Source organism: Variovorax sp. UMC13 (genome assembly GCF_014170375.1).
GTDB lineage: Bacteria > Pseudomonadota > Gammaproteobacteria > Burkholderiales > Burkholderiaceae_C > Variovorax.
Genome location: NZ_LZZW01000031.1, coordinates 304920 through 323672, shown reverse-complemented (window position 1 = coordinate 323672; position 18753 = coordinate 304920). Strand labels below are relative to the sequence as shown.

Here is an 18753-nt window from a genome sequence, read left to right as displayed (position 1 = left end):
TCAGGGCCTGTAGCCCGTGCGGTCCTGGTCCGTGATCGCACGCAGGACCCGGCAGGGCGCGCCGGCGGCGATCACGCCCGCGGGGATGTCGCTCGTGACCACGCTGCCCGAGCCGACGATCGAACCCTCGCCGATCGTGACGCCGGGGTTCAGGTGCACGCCGGCGCCGATCCACACGCGGTGCCCGATCCGCACCGGCTTGGCGCGGCAGCCGCCCGCCGCGCGCTCCGCGGGGTCGAGCGCGTGGTTGCTGGTGTAGATGCCCACGCGCGGCGCCAGCAGCACGTCGTCGCCGATGAAGATCCCGCCGCCGTCGAGCATCACGCAATCGAAGTTGGCGTAGAAGTTGTTGCCGATGTGGATGTTGCGCCCGAACTCGCAGCGGAATGTGGGCTCGAAATGCACGCCGCGGCCGACCGATCCCAGAAGCTCAGCCAGCAGGGCTTCCCGCTCGGCGGCGGGGCGCGAGAAGGACTGGTTGTAGGCGTTGGTCAACAGCACGGCCTGCTGGCGCGCGGCGATCAGTTCCGCCGTCAGGTCGTTGTACATCTGTCCGCTCTGCATGTGGGCGAACTGCCGCTGCAGGTCGAGGGACGGCGGGGTGGGGCTGTGCATCCGCGGAATGCTCTCATGGCCGCGCCGGAGGCGGGACGGCCTTGGCCCCCCGCGAGGCAGGGAAAAGGGTGAGGCATCCCGTCAACCGGCCTTTCTCAGCCAGCGCGTGATGGCGACCCGATGGGCCGCGTCCTCGCGCCGCTCGCGGGCCAGCACCCGGAGGACCACGACCACGGCGGCGATCCCGAGCAGCGGTGCCAGCAGGCCGCTGTAGGGCACATGGGCGGAGAACACCGACAGGTCCCACAGGGCATGCAGCAGCATGGCCGGGACCAGCGAGCCGGTGGTGCGACGCGCCAGGTAGAACACCGATCCCATGCCGAAGGCGATGAACACCTGCACGATCGCCAGCGCGCCGATGCCGAAGAAGAGGTTGGGCAGGTGGAACAGCGCGAACATCGCGGTCGACAGCAGCCACACGCCGGTCTCGCCGAAGCGGCTGCGCAGCGCGACGATCAGCGTGCCGCGGTGGACCATCTCCTCGTTGAAGCCGACCACGAGGCAGCCGCCGACGAGGTAGAGCCACATCTCGGGCGTGACGCTGCGGTAGTCGCCGAACAGCATGTTCCCCACCGCCACCAGCGCCGCGAGGGCGGGTACGACCATGGCCCAGCGCGCCAGCCGGCGCCGCTCGGTCAACGCGGGGCGCCACCAGCCATAAGCCCAGACCGAGCCCAGCGCCACCACGAAGCCGGCGAGGGTCGGGGGCAGCAGCCAGGTCCGCAGGGTCTGGGCGCTCTCGCCGATGCGTGCGTAGTCGATGCCGACCCACACGAAGGCGGCGTAGAACACCGCCGCGTAGGCGAGGCAGATCCCGACGCCGCGCCACACGGAGGGTGGTACGCGCAGGACGGGGCGGATATCGGTCTTGTCGGTCATTGGCGGTTCTTCGCGCGCCCGGATCGCATGCAGGGGCCCGGTGCCCCTGGCGTCAGCGCGTCCGTAATGTAAACCAATATCGATAAAAACAGACCATATTGGTAGATTTTAGCGAATCAGGTCGCAGGCACAGAGGCCGCGAAGCGCATCACCGCGCGCCGCACACCGCGCGCAACGCCTGCACGAACAACGCATCGGCTTCGCGCAGCGAGGCTTCGGCGCGCCGGAACAGCGTCACGGGCGGCAGGGTCCAGCCGAAGCGATGGTCGACCACGCCCACACCCGCCAGGCGGGCCAGTTCCTCGGCGATGTCGGCCGGCACGATGGACACGGCCCGTTCATTGGCCGCGATCAGTTCGCCGATCACCTTGGCCGACAGGCTCTCCACCATGGGCGCGGGCGGGGCCACGCCCGCGCGCAAGAAGAAGTCGGTGATCTGCTCGCGCATGGGCGTGTTGCGCTGGCCCAGCACCCAGTCCAGCTGCGCCAGCTCGGGCCAGGACAGCGGCTTGCGGCCCAGCCGCGTCGCCAGGCGCCGGTGCGCCACCAGCCGCGGCTCCTGTTCGTAGAGCACCTCGTGCACCAGGCCGTCCATGGCCAGCACGGCCGAGCTGCGGCCGATCACGCAGTCGAGTTCATGGCCACGCAGCCGGGCCAGCAGGTGGTCGCTGGTGCCTTCGTGGATCGTCACCGTGATGCCCCGGTCCTGCGGCCGGGTGCGGCCGATGGCCTGGGCCAGCAGGCGACCCGGGATGAAGGGGATCACGCCCACCTGCAGGTGCGCGGCGCGGCCGGCACGCGCGGCCTCCATGTCGCGCACCCAATGGCCCAGGTCCTGCAGCATGGCCTGGGCACGGCTCAGCGCCACCTCGCCCAGCGCCGTCGGCGCCATGCCGCGCGCCGAGCGCGTGAACAGCGGCGCGCCGAACATCGCCTCGAGTTCGGCCAGCGCGTGCGTCACGGCTGGCTGGCTGGTCGCCATGTGCTCGGCCACGCGGGTGAGCGAGCCGTGCTGCGCGATCAGGCGCAGCAGCTGCAGGTGGCGCATCTTGAGCCGGGAGGCGAGCCGCGCCTGGATGTCGTCGGAGGAGGAGGTCATTGTCGAGGTCATGAGGAAATCATGATGCCTCGATACGCAATTCGAATGATCAGCTTATGCCCCCTGGCCACAATGCGGCATCGCCATTGCAAGACACACAGGAGCGGACAGGGGCATGGAGTCGATCTATTTCATCGTGGCACTGGGGGCGGTGGTCGCCGGTTTCGTGCAGGGCCTGTCGGGCTTCGCCTTCGGGCTGGTGGCCATGTCCTTCTGGGCCTGGGCGCTGGAGCCGCGCCTGGCGGCCGTGCTGGCGGTGTTCGGCGCGCTGACCGGCCAGGTCATCGCGGCCGTCTCGGTGCGGCGCGGCTTCGATGTCCAGCGGCTGCTGCCCTTCGTGCTGGGCGGCCTGGCGGGCGTGCCCATGGGCGTGTGGCTGCTGCCGCGCCTGGACGTGGACGCGTTCAAGGCGGTGCTGGGCGGCCTGCTCATCGTCTGGTGCCCGGCCATGCTGATGGCGAAGCGGCTGCCGCGCATCCGCTTCGGCGGCCGGCTGGCCGATGGCGCGGTGGGCCTGGCCGGCGGCGTGATGGGCGGCATCGGCGGCTTCACCGGCACCTTGCCCACGCTGTGGTGCACGCTGCGCGGCTTCGACAAGGACGCCCAGCGCGCGGTGATCCAGAACTTCAATCTGTCGATGCTGGCGGTGACCATGGCGACCTACGTGGCCACCGGCATCGTCACGCGGGAGATGCTGCCGATGTTCGCCATCGTGGCGCCGGCCATGCTGGTGCCCACGCTGCTGGGCGCGCGGCTCTATGTGGGCATCAGCGAAGCGCGCTTCCGGCAACTGGTGCTGGGGCTGCTGACCGTGTCGGGTGTCGTGCTGCTGGCCGCGGCCTTGCCGAGGCTGCTGACGCGGTAGCGATGGGTGAAGGGAACCGAGCGCGACGGTGCCTGCATCGCGAGCGGCTACAGTCGGCCACGGACGCGCATTCACGGTGCCGCCCACCTCGCAGGAGACTCGCATGGGACTGCTCACCTTCAGCCTCAACCTCACCCTGGACGGCTGCGTCGACCACCAGGAGGGCATCGCCGACGACGAGACGCACGCCTTCTTCCTCCGCCTCATGGAGGAGAGTGGCGCGATGCTGTGGGGCCGCACCACCTACGAGATGATGGAGAGCCACTGGCCGGCGGTTGCCCGCGGCGATGTGGCGGCGCCGCCGACGGTGCGCGAATGGGCGCTCAAGCTGGAGACCCAGCCGAAGTACGTCGTGTCGTCGACGCGAACGGACTTCCCCTGGGCCCACAGCCATCGCGTCCCCGGCGACCTGCGAACGGGCGTGCAACAGCTCAAGGACGCGACCCCGGCCGGCGTGCTGCTCGGCAGCGCCAAGCTCGCGAACGCGCTGGACCGGCTGGACCTGATCGACGAGTACAGATTCCTCGTCCACCCCAGGATCGCCGGCCACGGCCCGACGCTGTACCAGAACGGGCTGCCCGGCACGCGACGGCTGGCGCTGGTCTCGGCGAAGCCGCTGCGCAACGGCGCGGTCGCGATGCACTACCGGCGCGCGCGCGGCTGACCATCGCTTGCAGCGGACGGGCTGATGCGCGGCCCGCCGCGGACCGGAAGCGCTGGGACGCCTGCACGTCTGCCGAGCGCTGCCCATTCGGTGTGAACCGCTTGCGGCTCAAAGAACCCGCAGCACCTCGAACTGCTGTCGGTGGGGGGCGATCTGCAAGGACACCTCGTCACCCTCGCATTTGCCCTGGATGGCCCTCGCCAAAGGGGCTTCGCTGCTGATGACCTGAACCCGCTGAGCGCCACTGACCAACTTCATGCTGCCCCCATCCGGGCCGATAAAGAACTGGTGCTGCTTGTCGTCGGAATCGACCAGGCAGACCAGCGAGCCGAGCTGTATGCCTTGGATGGCGTCGTAGGGACGCGGGCGGAATTGGCGCCAATTGGCCATCGCCTGGCGTATGGCTTCGGCGCGCCGAGCCTGGCCGGTGGCCAGGTAGGCGGCTTCGAGTCCCAATGTGTCGTATTTGTTTTCGGCGATGTTTTCTTCGTGCGTCGCCGTCTCATGGGCTGCCCGCACGGCCTGTTCAGCTTGCAGCAGGTCTTCGGCGAGCCGTTCCAGCACCTGCTGTTGCAGCAGGAATTTATCCATGACAAAGGTCGGCATCTCGAACAAGCGGGGACAGGTTGGGACTATGAAGGGCGGCAGAAGCTTTGGACGCTTCTGTTGCCACGGGTTGACTTCAGCTAGGACGCTTGTGGCCGGGTGCCTTCAAGCGTGCGCGGGCGCGGCTTCAACCCAGACGACCTCGCTGCGGTGAGGCTGGTCGATGGTATCAAGCGCCCTCGCGAGGACCCGCGGGTCGCGAGCTTGCAACGCGCAGGTGAAGCGCGTCAGGCCTTTTCCTTCTCGCGAAAAAACGCGAACCCCCTCCGTTCAAGCAGAGAGGTGCGATTGGAGGAAGCGCGGCACCGGCCGGCCCTGCGAAGCCAGGAACTTCATCATCGGTCCGACCACCTTGCGCACCGCCACGCGCTGGCCGACGCGTTCACGCCAGGCGACCAGGCGCGGCGTGGCCTCGGTCATGCCGGCGCCCTTGCGGTCCGCGAACACGTGGGCCATGTACAGGGCGATGTCGGCGTAGGAATAGTCACCCGCGAGGTGGTCCTGCCCGGCGAGCAGCCCCTCCATCGCCTCGTAGTGCCGCGCACACGCCGCGCAGGCTGCGATGGCGGGGGCGCTCTGCATCGCTTCCTGCAGGCCGAACAGCTGGACGACGTTGGGAAAGAAGACCTCGTCGGCCAGGTGCTCGAGCTTGCGTGCCTGGGCACGCGCCGCCGCGCCGCTCGGCCAGAGGGCAGGGTGCGGCTTCAGGTCTTCGAAGTACTCGAAGATCTGCGTCGAGTCGAAGAGCTCGACGGCCCCGTGGATCAGCACCGGCACCTGCTGCTTGGGGTTGATGCGCAGCACCTCGGGGTGGCGTGGCGCGTAGCGGTCGTCACGGTCGAAGGGCACCATCACGCGCTCGAAGGCCAGCCCTTTCTCGAGCGCCGCGATCTCGGCCTTGGCGCCGAACATGCTGAGCGGGCCGGTGAACAATTGCATGCGCTCGGATGTCATCGGGTCGTTGCGCCGTGATCGCCTGCACGTTTCAACCGGCGCGCCTCACACGCCTTCGACGATCCGCAGGTCCCGCTCGGCGCCGTCGCCCAACGCATCAAGCGCGGCCTGGTAGGCGGCACTGTCGTGCACGGACTTCGCCTGCGCGACGCTGTCGAATTCGATCAGCACCGTGCGCTGGGCCAGGCCGAACTCGTAGACCTCGGCCGGCAGTCCCCGGGCCAGGAAGCGTCCGCCGCCGGCGGTGATGGCCGGGCCGGCCAACGCTGCATAGGCTGCAAGTTTGTCGGCGTCCTTGACCGCACGGTACGCACTGACCCAGTAGGCTTTTGCCATGGTGATCTCTCTTTTGGTGTTGGAAAAAACGGAAGCCCGCATCGGCTCGGTCGCAGGCAGCGACGCGCGCGGTGCCGCTTCTGGCCGGATCTTGCCAGACCTGGAAGAAGATGGCGCCCGGCCCGTCGCGCAGCTGTCGGCGACGAGGGATTTCTAGGGCGTGCCCGTCGGCTCCGGCCACCGCTGCGGTACGCGGCGCAGCTTGTCGGTGCTGTAGCCCAGCGCCACCAGCCGCGCCACCGCCGCCTGGTAGCGCGGTTCGGGGATGGTCGGCGTGCGCGCCATGATCCAGGCGTAGTCGCGGTCGCTGCGCCCGACGATGGTGAGCTGGTAGTCGGGGTCGATGTCGACGATCACGTACTCGGCCTTGATCGGCCAGATGAACTGCATGCCCCACACCGCGTTGCCTGTGCCCGGCACCACCGTGCCTTCGGGGTGCATCGTCTTCACTTCGCCGTCGAAGGCGCCCTCGCGGTAGCGGAAGCGCGTCGCGATCCGGCCGTCGGGCTGGAGCGTGTACGACTCCACCGCGTTGAAGGCCTCGCGCTCGGGCCGGGTCGGGATGTTGCCGATCACGTACCAGTCGCCCATGAAGCGCTGCAGGTCCACCTGCGCGACCGGCGGGATCGTCGACCTCGACGAGGTGGCGCAGCCCGCGACGACCAGTGCGGCGGCCAGCGCCACGGCGATCAGGACGGGCGGGCGGGTGAGGGTCTGGCGCAGGCTTCGGGTCATGGCGGGCTCCTGGAATGCTGCGCAAGCTACCGGAGCCGCGGCGTCCCCGGCGTCGGACGATGCCGCCAGAGCGAGGGCCGCCGCCGCTACTTCAGCGCGCCGAAGCGCTCGGCATAGATCGCCGTCACCCAGTCGATGAACACCCGCACCCGCGGCGAGAGCTGCCGGTGGTGCGGGTACAGCACCGAATGGACCATGGGCGGGCAGGGCGTGTGGGCCAGGATCTCGACCAGCGTGCCTTCGCGCAACTGCCGCTCGATGCCGTAGCGCGGCACCTGGATGATCCCGCAGCCCTGCTCGGCGCAGAGCTTGTAGCTGTCGGCGCCGTTGACGCTGATCCAGCCCTGCAGCGTGTGCTCTTCCACCTTGCCGTCGACCTCGAACAGGTAGGGAAAGACGTCGGGCCGCGCGGCGGAGAAGAAGTTCACGCCCAGGTGCCGCGCCAGGTCGGCGGGCTGCAGCGGCGTGCCATGGACTGCGAGGTAGGCCGGGCTGGCGCAGGTCACCTGCGGCACGAGCGCGAGCCGGCGCGTGACCAGCGACGAATCGCGCGGCTCGCCGCCGCGCACCACGCAGTCCACGCCCTCGCGCACCAGGTCCACCAGCCGGTCGCCGCTGCCCATCACCATCTCGATGTGCGGATAGCGCGCATGGAACTCGCCGATGCGCGGCAGCAGCAGGTCGTTCGCGGCGGCGCCGTGGATGTCGATGCGCAGCCGCCCGCGCGGGCTGACCGCCAGCTGCGCCAGCGAGGATTCGGCGTCCTCCAGGTCGCGCAGCAGGTGGCGGCAACGCTCGTAGAAGGCCTGGCCGTCGACCGTGGTGCGCACCTGGCGCGTGGTGCGTTCGAGCAGCCGCACCTGCAGCCGGGCCTCGAGCGCCTTGAGCGCATGGGTGGCGGTGGCGCGCGGGATGTCGAGGGCATGGGCGGCCTGCGTGAAGCTGCCGAGCTCGACGATGCGGGTGAAAAGTTGCATGGCATCGAAGCGGTCCATGGCGTCCTTCTCAAGCTGATTGTTGAGGTGGGTTGGATTGTATTGGCGAGTTTTGGGCCTTTATCCCACCGGTGCGAATAGAGAGACTCGTGCCGCATCCACCCCAGAGGCCCCGATGAACCATCCCTCCACACCGCCCCCGGCAGCGCCCCAGCTGAACCGGCGCACCTTCATGATGAGCACCGCGGCCGGTGCCGGCGTGGCCGTGACCCCGCACGCGGCTGCGGCGCCGGATGCGCCTCCGACCGCTCATGCCGGCACGCAGCCCACGCAGGTCAGCGTCAACGGCCAGCCGCACGCGCTGATGCTGGAACCGCGCGCCTCGCTGCTCGATGTGCTGCGCGAGCAGCTGGGCCTGACCGGCGCCAAGAAGGGCTGCGACCACGGCCAGTGCGGCGCCTGCACGGTGCACCTCGACGGCCGGCGCGTGGCCTCCTGCCTCACGCTCGCCGTCAAGGCCGACGGCTGCGCCGTCACCACCATCGAAGGCATCGAGTCGGCCGACGGCACGCTGCACCCGATGCAGCAGGCCTTCGTCGACCACGACGCGCTGCAGTGCGGCTACTGCACGCCGGGCCAGGTGATGGCGGCCATCGCCTGCGTGCGCGAAGGCCATGCCACCAGCGACGCGCAGATCCGCGAGTACATGAGCGGCAACCTCTGCCGCTGCGGCGCCTACGCGGGCATCCTCGAGGCGATCCGCGAAGCCGCGCCGCAGATGCTGCACCGGGAGGGCCTGCGCCATGCGTGACTTCGCCTACCTCCGCCCGCGCAGCACCGGCGAGGCCGTGCAGCTGTTCGCCCGGCAGCCGACCGGTGCGCGCTACTTCGCGGGCGGCACCACGCTGTTCGACCTGATGAAGCTGGGCGTGGAAGCGCCGGCCACGGTGATCGACGTCACGCGCATCGAGGGGCTGGCCCGCATCGATGCGAGCGAGCGCGGCGAGCTGCGCATCGGCGCGCTCGCGGCCATGAGCGAGGTGGCCGAGCACGCGGTGGTGCTGCGTGAATTCCCGGCCCTGTCGGAGTCGCTCTGGAAGGCCGCCTCGCAGCAGTTGCGCAACATGGCGACCGTAGGCGGCAACCTGCTGCAGCGCACGCGCTGCGCCTACTTCCGCGGCGGCCCCGAGTTCGCCTGCAACAAGCGCCAGCCCGGCAGCGGCTGCGCGGCCCTCGGCGGGCAGAACCGCGGCCATGCGGTGCTGGGCGGCAGCGAGGCCTGCGTGGCGGTCTATCCCGGCGACATGGCGGTCGCGCTCACGGCCTTCGACGCGGTGGTCGACACGCTGAGCCCGCGCGGCGAGCGCACGGTGCCGGTGCGCGAGCTGCACCGCGCGCCGGGCGCCACGCCGCACCTCGAGACGGTGCTGGCGGCCGACGAACTGATTGTGCGGATCCGCATCCCGCGCGGGCCGGTGGGCCGGGCCTCGACGTACCACAAGATCCGCGACCGCGAGTCCTATGCCTTCGCGCTGGCCTCGGCCGCGGTGGCCGTGCACCTGCAGGGCCAGCGCGTGGCCGATGCGCGCATCGCGCTGGGCGGCGTGGCCACGCGGCCCTGGCGCGCCACCGAGGCCGAGCGCAGCCTGCGCGGGCTGCCGCTCACGCGCGCGGCCGCACGGCGCGCGGCCGAGCTGGCTTTCGCGGGCGCACAGCCGCTGGAACACAACGCGTTCAAGGTGGCGCTGGGCATCGAGACCGTGACCGATGCGCTCATGCTGGCCAAGGACAGGAGCTGACGATGGCAACGACGATCAAGAACACCCCGCGCGCCGGCACCGAGCGCGTCGACGCGCACGACAAGGTGCGCGGCGCCACGCGCTACGCGGCCGACGACACGCGCCCCGGGCTGCTGCATGCGGCGCTGGTGCCTTCGCGCATCGCGCGCGGCCGCATCACCGGCATCGACACGGCGGCCGCGCAGCGCGTGCGCGGCGTGCGCGCGGTGCTCACGCACGAGAACGTCGGCGCCTTCGACAGCGGCGGCTTCCTGATGGGCGGCGGCTTCGGCTTCCAGAGCGTCTATCCGCTGCGCTCGGCGCAGATCGCCTACCGCGGCCAGAGCGTCGCGATGGTGGTGGCCGACACGCTCGAGGCCGCGCGCGAGGCGGCCGCGCTGGTGGTGGTGGCGTACGAAGCCGCGCCCTTCGTCGCCACGCTCGACGCGCCCGAGGCCGAGCCGCTGGCGCAGACCGCGGTGCTGCCGCAGCCGATGTTCGCCGACCGCCGCGTGGGCGATCCCGAGGGCGCGCTGGCCGGCGCGGCCGTGACGGTGGACCTGCGCTACACGCTGCCGGCCCAGCACCAGAACCCGATGGAGATCATCGCCACCGTGGCCGAGTGGGACAGCGAGGGCGTGCTCACGATCCACGAGCCCACGCAGAACGCCGAGGGCGTGCGGCACGGCGTCGCGAAGCAGCTGGGCCTCGATGCCGCCAGGGTGCGCGTGCGCTCGCCCTCGCTGGGCGGCGGCTTCGGCCAGAAGAACTCGCTGCAGTCGCACACCGCGCTGGTGGCGATCGCGGCGCGCATGCTGGGGCGTCCGGTCAAGCTGGTGATGACGCGCGCGCAGCTGTTCCACAACGCCAGCTTCCGCCCGGCCAGCCGGCACCGCGTGCGGCTGGGCGCCGACCGGAATGGCCGCTTGCTGGCGGCGGTCCACGAGATCGACCAGCAGAGCTCGCGCCACGACCTGTTCCCCTCGATGGGCACCGAGATCACGTCGCGGCTGTACGGCATCGACCATTTCCTCGGGCGCGAGCGGCTGGTGCGCACCGATGTGCAGACGCCGGGCTACATGCGCGCACCCTTCGAACATCCCGCGGCCTTCGCCTTCGAGAGCGCGATCGACGAGATGGCCTACGCGCTCGACCGCGACCCGGTGGCGCTGCGGCTGGCCAACGACGCCGCGGCCGACCCGCTGACCGGCAAGCCCTTCTCCTCGCGCCACGTGGCCGAGTGCCTGGTGAAGGGCAGCGAGATCTTCGGCTGGGCCCGCCGCACGATGGCGCCGGGCTCGATGCGCGCGCCCGACGGCAGCCAGGTCGGCTGGGGCGTGGCCATCGGCACCTACAAGGCGGCCATGGCGCCGGCCATCGCCACCGTGCGCCTGCGCAGCAACGGCACGGTGCGGGTGGCGGTGGGCGGCCACGAGATGGGGCAGGGCATGCGCACCGCCATCGCGGTGACGGTGGCGCGCGCCCTCGGCGCGCCGGTGGCCGCGGTCGAGATCCTGCTGGGCGACACCACGGCCGCGCCGCAGCACCTGACGGCCGGTTCCTGGGGCACGGCCACCGCGTTGCCGCCGGTGCAGGAAGCCGCGCAGCGGCTGATGGACGACCTGCGGCAGCACGCGGGCGCCGCGGCCGGCGAGGCGGGCGTCACGGCGCTGTCGCTGCTGCGTGCCTCGGGCCGCGCCTTCGCAGAAGCCGAGAGCCGCCGGCGCGCGCCGGGCCAGCCCGAGCAGGTGTTCGGCCGGCTGACCGGCGGCCTGCCCGCGGCCGCCGGGCCGGTGTACCCGGACTTCGTGGGCTTCAGCTTCATCGCGCATTTCGTCGAGGTGCGCATCGAGCCCACCACGCGCCGCATCCGCGTGCCGCGCGTGGTCAGCGTGGCCGACTGCGGCATCGTCGCCAGCCCGCGCACCGCGCGCAGCCAGGTCGAGGGCGGCGTGGTCTGGGGCATCGGTGCCGCGCTGCGCGAGGTCAGCGAGGTCGATGCGCGCTACGGCGGTTTCCTCAACGCCGACCTGGCCGAGTACGTGCTGCCGGTGGCGGCCGACATCGGCCGCATCGAGGTCGACTTCGTGGGCAAGCCCGACACGCGGCTCAACGCGCTGGGCGTCAAGGGCCTAGGCGAGGTGGCGATGGTGGGGGTGGCGCCGGCCATCGTGAACGCGGTGTTCCATGCGACCGGCAAGCGCTTGCGGCGGCTGCCGCTGATGCTCGAGGACCTGCTGTAGCGGCGCTGCGCCATCAGCCCGGCGAATCGAAGAAGGCCTTGAGTTCGAGCAGCTTGCGCGCGATGTGCGCCGCGTCGCGGAAGTCGCCCTCGGGCCGTGCCACGCCCACCGCCAGCGTGGCGGGGTGCGCGCTGGAGCTCGAGCGCGCGAGCTGCAGCGCCATCAGGTTCACCAGCCCGCCATGGTCGCCGTACTGCGCGTTGGTGGCCAGCGTGAGCTCGAACACGCCGGGCCGCGTCAGCTCCGAGGGCGGGGGCGCGGTCGCATAGCGATAGGTCTGGAAGGACTGCACCACCAGGTGCCCGGGGTTGAAGCCCATGGCCACGGTGCCCACCGTCAGGATCTCGGCCATGCTGGCCATGAACACCGTCTCGCCCGACTGGTCGCGCAGGTGGCGCACCAGCGGCGCCAGGCGCTGCGCCGCCACCTGGAAGCCCAGCGCGTCGAGCGCCATCTGCTGCGGCCGGATGCCCACCAGCAGGTAGCCGCTCTCGTCGCGCGCCAGGCAGGACAGGCGTTCCAGCTCCGTCACCGTGAGGTAGGTCGAACTCACCGGCAGCTTGAGCCGCACCGCGATCTCGTAGGCCGTGCGCACCTGCTCGCGCGACACCAGCGCGAGGATGTCGCGAAAGCGCGTGACGGCTTCGGTGGCCCAGGCCGCGGACATCAGGCCGGCCCCGCGTTCACACGAAGAAGGGCTTGCGCCCGTTCGGCGTGGTGCTGCTGGGTATCCAGCCCGAGGCGTGCACGTATTCGTCCTCGCGGTCCCAGCGCACCTTTTCCTCGGCGAACAGGTCGGCCTTGACCGAGGCGGTCTCGTGGCCGCGCGAGATCACGATCTCGAGGTTGGCCTCGACGCGGCGCGGCACCTGGCGGCCGAACAGCGTGTCGAGCGCGGTCTGGAAGCTCAGCGCGCCCATGGCCGCGGGGTAGTCGACGCCGCACAGCGGGATCTTGTGGTGGAAGGCCAGCTTGTACATCAGGTTGACCTCGCCCCCGGTGTGCGGCGGGATGGTGCCGCGCTTGTAGCCGGCCTCGGTGAAGGCGCGCAGCGAGCCCACGCCCTGCAGGCCCGAGTCGCACCACACGCCGTCGAACTTCGTGCCCTCGGCCAGGTGGCGCTGCACGATCGCATGGCCCAGGCTGGCCTCCCAGTTGGTGAACTCGATCGCCACCACCTCGATGTCCGGATGCAGGCCCAGGATCTCCATCGCGGCCTGCAGCCGCAGCCGGCAGGGGCTCGCGTCCTCGCGGCCGCAGAGCATCAGGATGCGGCCGCGGCCGCCCAGGTGCTCGACCAGCCACAGCGCGCTCATGCGGCCGACCAGCACGTCCGACGCCGTCACGAAGGACACCATGTCCTCGGGCTGGCCGCAGAGGCGGTCGACGCCGATCACCGGGATGCCCGCGGCGCCGAGCCCGCGCACCGCGGCCAGCAGCTCGGGGTGGTCGCTGGCGGCCGCGCTGAGGATGCACAGGTCCATGCGCTCCGCGCGCATCTCGGCCAGCTGCTCGATCTGGCGGCGCGGGTCGTCCCTGGCGTCGCGCACCATCACGCGCGAGACCACGTCGCGCTGGCGCTGCGCCGCGGCCATCAGGCTGCGCGCCATGGCCACGCGCCAGGGGCTGGAGCTCGAGGCGTTGGCGAAACCGATCACGAAGGGCGGCTCGCGCCGGAAGCGGGTGGTCGACACCAGGTCGAGCAGGTTCGGGTTCCACTGCGCCATGCGCGGCATGCCGCGGCCGCTGGCGTCGGGGTAGTGGCGCACGCCGCCCGAGATGCTCGGGTCGCCGGCGGGCGCCAGGGCCCGCAGCGGCGCGAAGAAGAAGGCCGCGGCCGCCGGGCCCAGCGCGAGCATGCCGCGCGCCGGCCGCTGCAGGAAGCCCTCGTCCACCAGCGCGTTGACCAGCTTGTAGCCCGAGGACTGCGGGATGCCGCTGCGCGCCAGCAGCGTGGCCAGCGGCAGTTCCGCCTGGCCCTCGCCGAAGCTGGACAGGAGGTTGGCGATGCGCTCGAAGCTTTGCATGGTGGGCCTGACTTTAGCCAAGCGAATCTTCCATGGGCCTGAGTTTTCTCCCTATGTGGAATAGAAAGCTCGGGGCTAACCCTATTTTTCTCGTCGGCTGGAATAAGCGCTGCGGATAGGCGTTGAGAGGGCAGGGGGCACTGGGAACACTACGCATCCCCTGAACACCGCCCCGAGCGACCCGATCCCATGGCCCTTCCTACCGACATCCAGCCCGCCGTCTTCCAATCGCACAACCCCGCCACCGGCGCACTGATCGAGGCCAGCACCGGCCACGATTCGGCCGAGATCGAAGCCCGCGTCGCGCAGTCCCACGCCACCTGGAAGACCTGGTCGCGCACGCCCATGGCCGAGCGCAGCGCGATGCTGCACCGCCTGGGCGACCTGCTCGAGCAGCGCGCCGAGACCTACGGCCGCCTCATCACCACCGAGATGGGCAAGCCCATCGGCGAGGCCATCGCCGAGGTGAAGAAGGCCGCCCTGGGTGCGCGCCACTTCGCCGACCAGGGCCCGGCCTACCTGGCGCCCGTGCCCATCGAGGGCATGAACGCCCGGGTGGTCTACGAATCCCTGGGCCCGGTGTTCGCGGTCATGCCCTGGAACCTGCCCTTCTGGCAGGTGCTGCGCTTCTTCATCCCCACCGCGCTGGCGGGCAACACCGTGCTGGTCAAGCATGCCGAGACGGTGCAGGGCTGCGCCCGTGCGCTGGAGCAGCTGGTGCTCGACGCCGGCGCGCCGCCCGGCCTGTACCTGAACCTGGCGATCCGCCGCGGCGCGGTGGCGGCCGTGGTGGCAGACCCGCGCGTGCGCAGCGTGACCGTCACCGGCAGCACGCAGGCCGGCCGCGCGGTGGCGGCGGAAGCGGGTGCCCATGGCAAGAAGGCCGTGCTCGAACTGGGCGGCTCCGACCCCTTCATCGTCTGCGAGGACGCGGACTTCGAGCGCGCGGTGCAGCTGGCCGTGACCTCGCGTTTTTCCAACAACGCGCAGAGCTGCATCGCGGCCAAGCGCTTCTTCATTCACGAGGCCATCGCCGAGAAGTTCCAAGCGGCCTTCGTCGCGCGCGCCTCGGCGCTGCGCATGGGCGACCCGCTGCAGCCCGACACGCAACTGGGCCCGCTGGCGCGCGCCGACCTGCGCGAGAGCGTGCATGCGCAGGTGCAGGCCGCGCTGGCCCAAGGGGGCACGCTGCTGTGCGGCGGCCAGCCCGGCGAGGGCCCGGGCAATTTCTACCCACCCACCGTGATCGCGGGCCTGTCGCACGATGCGCCCATCGTGCAGGAAGAGATCTTCGGCCCGGTCGCGTTGCTGTTCACCTTCAGGACCGACGAAGAAGCCATCGCGCTGGCCAACGCCACCGAGTTCGGCCTGGGCGCGACGATCTGGAGCCGCGACCTCGAGCGTGCGCACAAGCTTGCCTCGGCGGTGGAAGCGGGCGCGGTGTTCATCAACGACTTCGTGCGCTCGGACCCGCGGGCGTCCTTCGGCGGCGTCAAGGGCTCGGGCTTCGGCCGCGAACTCGGCGCGCTGGGCGCACGCGAGCTGACCAACGCCAAGCTGGTCTTCGTGGGGTGAGCGCTCCACACGACAACGCGCCGCGGCTGGAGATGCGCGCGATCCGCAAGGTCTTCGGCGCCGTCACCGTGCTGCGCGAGGTGAGCCTGCAGTGCCGCGCCGGCCAGGTGCATGCGATCTGCGGCGAGAACGGCGCGGGCAAGTCCACGCTGATGAAGGTGCTGGGCGGCATCCATGCGCCCGATGGCGGCGAGATCCGGATCGACGGCCAGGCCGTGCGCTTCGGCCACCCGTCGGAGGCGCGCCGCGCCGGCATCGCGATCATCCACCAGGAGCTCGCGCTGCTGCCGCACCGCACGGTGGCCCAGAACATCTTCCTGGGCCACGAGCCCGCGCGCTGGGGCGTGATCGACACGCAGGCGATGAACGCCGGCGCCGAGGCGGCCCTGCGCCGGGTCGGCTGCCACATCGACCCGCGCACCGAATGCGGCCGGCTCTCGGTGGCCGAACAGCAGATGGTCGAGATCGCCAAGGCGGTGTCGCTGGACGCGCGCATCCTGGTGCTCGACGAACCCACGGCCGCGCTCGACGACGTCGAGTCGCAGAAGCTCTTCGACCTGATCGCCGAGCTGCGCCGCGCGGGCGTGGCCATGCTCTACATCTCGCACCGCATGGCCGAGGTGATGGCACTGGCCGACGACATCTCGGTCATCAAGGACGGCCAGTTGATGGCCACGCTGCCGGCCGCCGAGGCCACGGTCGACCGCATCGTGCGGCTGATGGTGGGGCGCGAGCTCAGCGACTTCTATCCGCCCGCGGCCGCGCAGCCGCCGGGCGCCGAGGTGCTGGCGGTCGAGCAGGGCGGCAACGACCGGCTGCACGGCATCGACCTGCGCCTGCATGCGGGCGAGATCGTGGGCGTCGCGGGGCTGGAAGCCTCGGGCAAGGTCGAGCTGGCGCGCGCGCTCTACGGCGAGCGCCGCTTCACCCGCGGCACGGTGCGCGCCTGGGACGGCAAGGGCGCGGCCCGCAGCCCGCGCGAGGCAGCGCGGCGCGGCATCGGCTACCTGCCCGACGACCGCAAGCGCGAGGGCCTGGGCCTGCAGCAATCGCTGCGCGACAACGCGGCGCTCACGCTGCGTGCGCTGGCCGGGCCATTCGCGGGTGCTGCGAGTGCGCAACGCGCCCGCAGCCGCATCGATGCGCTGCTGAACAAGGTGGAGGTGCGCGCCGCCGATTTCGAGATGCCGGTGGGCGCGCTCTCGGGCGGCAACCAGCAGAAGGTGATAGTCGCCCGCTGGATGGCGCGCGAGCCGCGCCTGTGGATCGTCTGCGAACCCACGCGCGGCATCGACGTGGGCGCCAAGGCCACCATCTACCGGCTGCTGCGCGACTACGCCGACGCGGGCGGCGCGGTGCTGGTGGTGTCCTCGGACGTGGCCGAGATCATCGGCCTGTGCGACCGCATCTGCGTGATGGCGCTGGGGCGCATCGTGGCGCAGCTGCCGCGGGGTGCGTCCGAAGAGGCCGTCATTGCGCAGGCCGTGCGGCACGACGTGGCCGAAGGGGCGCCGGCATGAGCGCGCAACCGCATTTCGCGCGCCGCCACCTGATCCCGATCACGCTGGTCGCGATCTCGGCCTGCGTCTACGTCGGCACCGCGATCGCGACCGGCCAGCATGCGCAGCTCACGCTGGCCGGCGTGATGGGCCTGGTGCAGCGCATGGTCGCGCTGGGCCTGGTGGCGCTGGGCCAGAACTTCGTGATCCTGGCCGGCTCGATCGACCTGTCGGTGGCCAACCTGATCAGCGTGAGCGCGGTGCTCGCGTCGTACTTCATGCAGGGCGACACCGGTGCCATCGGCTATGCGGTGGTGGGCGTGCTCGGCGTGGCCGCCGCGGTCGGCATGGTCAACGGCCTGCTGGTCGCGCGGCTGGGCGTGAGCCCGCTGATCGCGACGCTGGGCGTGGGCCTAGTGCTGCAGGGCGTGCTCACCGTGGCCTTCACCTCGTTGCAGGGCCAGGTGCCCAAGGCCTACCAGGCGCTGGCCTATGGCAGCGTGGCCGGCGTGCCGATCGCGGTGCTGGTGCTGGGGGCGGTTGCGGTCGCGGCGGCCCTGGCGCTCACGCGCACGGTGGCGGGCGCGCACCTGTTCGCGGTGGGCGGCAACGCCGACAGCGCGCGGCTCGCGGGCATCCGCACCGCGCGCGTGACCATCGGCGCGCATGCGGTGGCGGGCCTGATGTCCGGCCTGGCCGGGCTCTACCTCGCGAGCTGGCTGGGGGCGGGCACGCCCTGGGTCGGCCGCGACGGCGGCTACGACCTCGACTCGATCGCGGCCGTGGTCATCGGCGGCACCCTGCTGGCCGGCGGGCGCGGCAGCATCGCCGGCACCATGGCGGGCGTGTTCGTGTTCGCCACCCTCGACGCGGTGTTCAACATGCTGCAGATCGACGCCTTCCTGAGCCAGGTGCTGCGCGGGCTGATCGTGGTCATGGCGGTCGGGGTCTACACCTTCCGCAACAAGGGGCATGTCGCATGAAGCGGCTCCGCAAAGTAAATCCGGCGCTGGTGCTGCTGCTCGTGCTGTTGGCCACGATGGTGTGCATGAGCCCGCTCTACCAGACGGCGCCGGGCTTCATGAGCTTCCTGCAGCGCGCGGCACCGCTGGTGATCCTGACCTGCGGCGCGTCCTTCGTGCTGATCGCCGGCGGCTTCGACCTGTCCTCGGGCGCGCTGATCACGCTGGTGGTGATCGGCTGCGCGCTGATCACCAACGGCGATCCGTCGATGACCTGGACCGCCGTGGCCGCGGTCTACGGCATGGGCCTGGCGGTGGGCCTGCTCAACGGCCTGATCGTCACCCAGCTCAAGGTGCCCTCGATCATCGCGACGCTGGGCGGGCTGCTGTCGATCAAGGGCCTGGCCATGGTCTGGTCGGGCGGGGCGCCCTCGGGCTACCTGCCGCCCAACCTGCGCTACCTGGGCCGCGGCGTGCTGCGCGACATGCCCATCACCGGCACGCTGCCCATCGCGGTGATCGTGCTGGTGGGCTTCGTCGCGCTGTACCACTGGCTGATGCATCGCACCAACTTCGGCCGGCTGGTGCTGATGATCGGCGACAACCCGGTGGCGGCCGAGCTCGCGGGCGCGCCGGTGCGGCGGGTGCGGGTGGCGGCCTTCGTGCTGTCTTCGCTGTCGGCCGTCACGGCGGGCATCCTGCTGGGCGGCTTCTCGGGCGTGTCGGTCGATGTCGGCACGGGCTACGACCTGCAGGCCATCGCCGCGGCCGTGATCGGCGGCGTGGTGCTGCTGGGCGGGCGCGGCTCGATCCCGGGCGCCTGCATCGGCGCGCTCACGCTCTACACGCTGTTCACCGTGCTCAACCTGCTGGGCTTCTCCGAGCCGCTGCGGGTGGCTGTGCAGGGGCTGATCCTGATCGGCGCCGCGGCCCTCACGGCCTGGCGCCACCAGCGCCGCTAACACGGAGGCCTCGCATGCA

The 18753-nt window shown here is 71.1% G+C and carries 20 protein-coding genes; 10 read left to right on the top strand and 10 right to left on the bottom strand.

Annotated features, from left to right (window positions below; genetic code table 11):
• The 3 genes from A9977_RS26565 to A9977_RS26555 form a co-directional block, all read right to left on the bottom strand.
• On the bottom strand, nucleotides 1-615 hold the full coding sequence (locus A9977_RS26565; RefSeq protein ID WP_259652155.1) for a sugar O-acetyltransferase: 615 nt from the start codon (nucleotides 613-615) through the stop codon (nucleotides 1-3).
• Between the two features lie 81 nt (nucleotides 616-696).
• Nucleotides 697-1494 (bottom strand): CPBP family intramembrane glutamic endopeptidase, encoded by a 798-nt coding sequence (locus A9977_RS26560; protein WP_183027787.1) that lies wholly within the window; start codon nucleotides 1492-1494, stop codon nucleotides 697-699.
• 148 nt (nucleotides 1495-1642) lie between these two features.
• Nucleotides 1643-2593 carry a LysR substrate-binding domain-containing protein gene (locus tag A9977_RS26555; RefSeq protein WP_183027786.1) on the bottom strand — a complete coding sequence of 317 codons (951 nt, stop codon included), beginning with the start codon at nucleotides 2591-2593 and terminating at the stop codon, nucleotides 1643-1645.
• 115 nt (nucleotides 2594-2708) lie between these two features.
• Between A9977_RS26555 and A9977_RS26550 the strand changes: the two genes are divergently transcribed.
• Together A9977_RS26550 and A9977_RS26545 are read left to right on the top strand one after the other, a co-directional pair.
• Entirely contained in the window at nucleotides 2709-3458 is a 750-nt protein-coding gene (locus A9977_RS26550) for a sulfite exporter TauE/SafE family protein (RefSeq protein ID WP_183027785.1), read from the top strand.
• Between the two features lie 103 nt (nucleotides 3459-3561).
• Complete coding sequence (locus A9977_RS26545; RefSeq protein ID WP_183027784.1) at nucleotides 3562-4122, top strand: dihydrofolate reductase family protein; 561 nt, start codon at nucleotides 3562-3564, stop codon at nucleotides 4120-4122.
• Between the two features lie 108 nt (nucleotides 4123-4230).
• On the opposite strand, the gene A9977_RS26540 is transcribed toward A9977_RS26545, so the two are convergent.
• The 3 genes from A9977_RS26540 to A9977_RS26530 all read right to left on the bottom strand — a co-directional run bounded on the left by A9977_RS26540 (nucleotide 4231) and on the right by A9977_RS26530 (nucleotide 6018).
• Entirely contained in the window at nucleotides 4231-4713 is a 483-nt protein-coding gene (locus A9977_RS26540) for a GreA/GreB family elongation factor (protein WP_183027948.1), read from the bottom strand.
• Nucleotides 4714-4998: 285 nt separating this feature from the next.
• A complete protein-coding gene (locus tag A9977_RS26535; protein ID WP_183027783.1) occupies nucleotides 4999-5667 on the bottom strand; it encodes a glutathione S-transferase family protein in 669 nt (222 codons plus the stop codon).
• A gap of 60 nt (nucleotides 5668-5727) precedes the next feature.
• Nucleotides 5728-6018: a DUF1330 domain-containing protein gene (locus A9977_RS26530; RefSeq protein WP_183027782.1), complete on the bottom strand. Its 291-nt coding sequence runs from the start codon at nucleotides 6016-6018 to the stop codon at nucleotides 5728-5730.
• Here A9977_RS26530 and A9977_RS26525 point away from each other — a divergent pair.
• The gene (locus A9977_RS26525; RefSeq protein WP_183027781.1) at nucleotides 6017-6175 is read left to right on the top strand and encodes a hypothetical protein; all 159 of its coding nucleotides are present in this window, start codon (nucleotides 6017-6019) and stop codon (nucleotides 6173-6175) included. The two genes, A9977_RS26530 and A9977_RS26525, sit on opposite strands and share 2 nt — an antisense overlap.
• Here A9977_RS26525 and A9977_RS26520 read toward each other — a convergent pair.
• Both A9977_RS26520 and A9977_RS26515 read right to left on the bottom strand, forming a co-directional pair.
• Nucleotides 6172-6753 carry a lipocalin family protein gene (locus A9977_RS26520; protein WP_183027780.1) on the bottom strand — a complete coding sequence of 194 codons (582 nt, stop codon included), beginning with the start codon at nucleotides 6751-6753 and terminating at the stop codon, nucleotides 6172-6174. The genes A9977_RS26525 and A9977_RS26520 overlap by 4 nt on opposite strands.
• Before the next feature lie 86 nt (nucleotides 6754-6839).
• Entirely contained in the window at nucleotides 6840-7748 is a 909-nt protein-coding gene (locus A9977_RS26515) for a LysR family transcriptional regulator (protein ID WP_183027779.1), read from the bottom strand.
• A gap of 115 nt (nucleotides 7749-7863) precedes the next feature.
• On the opposite strand from A9977_RS26515, the gene A9977_RS26510 reads away from it, so the two are divergent.
• Genes A9977_RS26510 through A9977_RS26500 form a run of 3 tightly spaced genes read left to right on the top strand, consistent with a single transcriptional unit; the run spans nucleotide 7864 to nucleotide 11709 of the window.
• The gene (locus tag A9977_RS26510) at nucleotides 7864-8499 is read left to right on the top strand and encodes a (2Fe-2S)-binding protein (RefSeq protein WP_183027778.1); all 636 of its coding nucleotides are present in this window, start codon (nucleotides 7864-7866) and stop codon (nucleotides 8497-8499) included.
• On the top strand, nucleotides 8492-9487 hold the full coding sequence (locus A9977_RS26505) for a xanthine dehydrogenase family protein subunit M (protein WP_183027777.1): 996 nt from the start codon (nucleotides 8492-8494) through the stop codon (nucleotides 9485-9487). Before A9977_RS26510 ends, A9977_RS26505 begins: the two co-directional genes overlap by 8 nt.
• Before the next feature lie 2 nt (nucleotides 9488-9489).
• Nucleotides 9490-11709, top strand: a complete 2220-nt coding sequence (locus A9977_RS26500) for a xanthine dehydrogenase family protein molybdopterin-binding subunit (RefSeq protein ID WP_183027776.1) — start codon at nucleotides 9490-9492, stop codon at nucleotides 11707-11709.
• Between the two features lie 13 nt (nucleotides 11710-11722).
• On the opposite strand, the gene A9977_RS26495 is transcribed toward A9977_RS26500, so the two are convergent.
• Complete coding sequence (locus A9977_RS26495; RefSeq protein ID WP_183027775.1) at nucleotides 11723-12376, bottom strand: hypothetical protein; 654 nt, start codon at nucleotides 12374-12376, stop codon at nucleotides 11723-11725.
• Nucleotides 12377-12392: 16 nt separating this feature from the next.
• The gene (locus A9977_RS26490; RefSeq protein WP_183027774.1) at nucleotides 12393-13736 is read right to left on the bottom strand and encodes a substrate-binding domain-containing protein; all 1344 of its coding nucleotides are present in this window, start codon (nucleotides 13734-13736) and stop codon (nucleotides 12393-12395) included.
• 189 nt (nucleotides 13737-13925) lie between these two features.
• On the opposite strand from A9977_RS26490, the gene A9977_RS26485 reads away from it, so the two are divergent.
• Genes A9977_RS26485 through A9977_RS26470 form a run of 4 tightly spaced genes read left to right on the top strand, consistent with a single transcriptional unit; the run spans nucleotide 13926 to nucleotide 18734 of the window.
• Nucleotides 13926-15311 carry an NAD-dependent succinate-semialdehyde dehydrogenase gene (locus A9977_RS26485; protein WP_183027773.1) on the top strand — a complete coding sequence of 462 codons (1386 nt, stop codon included), beginning with the start codon at nucleotides 13926-13928 and terminating at the stop codon, nucleotides 15309-15311.
• On the top strand, nucleotides 15308-16831 hold the full coding sequence (locus A9977_RS26480) for a sugar ABC transporter ATP-binding protein (protein WP_220812090.1): 1524 nt from the start codon (nucleotides 15308-15310) through the stop codon (nucleotides 16829-16831). The genes A9977_RS26485 and A9977_RS26480 overlap by 4 nt, the downstream gene beginning before the upstream one ends.
• Nucleotides 16828-17793 carry an ABC transporter permease gene (locus tag A9977_RS26475; RefSeq protein ID WP_183027772.1) on the top strand — a complete coding sequence of 322 codons (966 nt, stop codon included), beginning with the start codon at nucleotides 16828-16830 and terminating at the stop codon, nucleotides 17791-17793. Before A9977_RS26480 ends, A9977_RS26475 begins: the two co-directional genes overlap by 4 nt.
• Nucleotides 17790-18734 carry an ABC transporter permease gene (locus A9977_RS26470; protein WP_183027771.1) on the top strand — a complete coding sequence of 315 codons (945 nt, stop codon included), beginning with the start codon at nucleotides 17790-17792 and terminating at the stop codon, nucleotides 18732-18734. The genes A9977_RS26475 and A9977_RS26470 overlap by 4 nt, the downstream gene beginning before the upstream one ends.
• Nucleotides 18735-18753: the final 19 nt, after the last annotated feature.

What these genes read in the sequence shown, in the direction of transcription:
- A9977_RS26565 (WP_259652155.1), bottom strand. Translation starts at nt 615, where the DNA reads ATGCACAGCCCCACCCCGCCGTCCCTCGACCTGCAGCGGCAGTTCGCC.
- A9977_RS26560 (WP_183027787.1), bottom strand. Translation starts at nt 1,494, where the DNA reads ATGACCGACAAGACCGATATCCGCCCCGTCCTGCGCGTACCACCCTCC.
- A9977_RS26555 (WP_183027786.1), bottom strand. Translation starts at nt 2,593, where the DNA reads ATGACCTCCTCCTCCGACGACATCCAGGCGCGGCTCGCCTCCCGGCTC.
- A9977_RS26550 (WP_183027785.1), top strand. Translation starts at nt 2,709, where the DNA reads ATGGAGTCGATCTATTTCATCGTGGCACTGGGGGCGGTGGTCGCCGGT.
- A9977_RS26545 (WP_183027784.1), top strand. Translation starts at nt 3,562, where the DNA reads ATGGGACTGCTCACCTTCAGCCTCAACCTCACCCTGGACGGCTGCGTC.
- A9977_RS26540 (WP_183027948.1), bottom strand. Translation starts at nt 4,713, where the DNA reads ATGGATAAATTCCTGCTGCAACAGCAGGTGCTGGAACGGCTCGCCGAA.
- A9977_RS26535 (WP_183027783.1), bottom strand. Translation starts at nt 5,667, where the DNA reads ATGCAATTGTTCACCGGCCCGCTCAGCATGTTCGGCGCCAAGGCCGAG.
- A9977_RS26525 (WP_183027781.1), top strand. Translation starts at nt 6,017, where the DNA reads ATGGTGATCTCTCTTTTGGTGTTGGAAAAAACGGAAGCCCGCATCGGC.
- A9977_RS26530 (WP_183027782.1), bottom strand. Translation starts at nt 6,018, where the DNA reads ATGGCAAAAGCCTACTGGGTCAGTGCGTACCGTGCGGTCAAGGACGCC.
- A9977_RS26520 (WP_183027780.1), bottom strand. Translation starts at nt 6,753, where the DNA reads ATGACCCGAAGCCTGCGCCAGACCCTCACCCGCCCGCCCGTCCTGATC.
- A9977_RS26515 (WP_183027779.1), bottom strand. Translation starts at nt 7,748, where the DNA reads ATGGACCGCTTCGATGCCATGCAACTTTTCACCCGCATCGTCGAGCTC.
- A9977_RS26510 (WP_183027778.1), top strand. Translation starts at nt 7,864, where the DNA reads ATGAACCATCCCTCCACACCGCCCCCGGCAGCGCCCCAGCTGAACCGG.
- A9977_RS26505 (WP_183027777.1), top strand. Translation starts at nt 8,492, where the DNA reads ATGCGTGACTTCGCCTACCTCCGCCCGCGCAGCACCGGCGAGGCCGTG.
- A9977_RS26500 (WP_183027776.1), top strand. Translation starts at nt 9,490, where the DNA reads ATGGCAACGACGATCAAGAACACCCCGCGCGCCGGCACCGAGCGCGTC.
- A9977_RS26495 (WP_183027775.1), bottom strand. Translation starts at nt 12,376, where the DNA reads ATGTCCGCGGCCTGGGCCACCGAAGCCGTCACGCGCTTTCGCGACATC.
- A9977_RS26490 (WP_183027774.1), bottom strand. Translation starts at nt 13,736, where the DNA reads ATGCAAAGCTTCGAGCGCATCGCCAACCTCCTGTCCAGCTTCGGCGAG.
- A9977_RS26485 (WP_183027773.1), top strand. Translation starts at nt 13,926, where the DNA reads ATGGCCCTTCCTACCGACATCCAGCCCGCCGTCTTCCAATCGCACAAC.
- A9977_RS26475 (WP_183027772.1), top strand. Translation starts at nt 16,828, where the DNA reads ATGAGCGCGCAACCGCATTTCGCGCGCCGCCACCTGATCCCGATCACG.
- A9977_RS26470 (WP_183027771.1), top strand. Translation starts at nt 17,790, where the DNA reads ATGAAGCGGCTCCGCAAAGTAAATCCGGCGCTGGTGCTGCTGCTCGTG.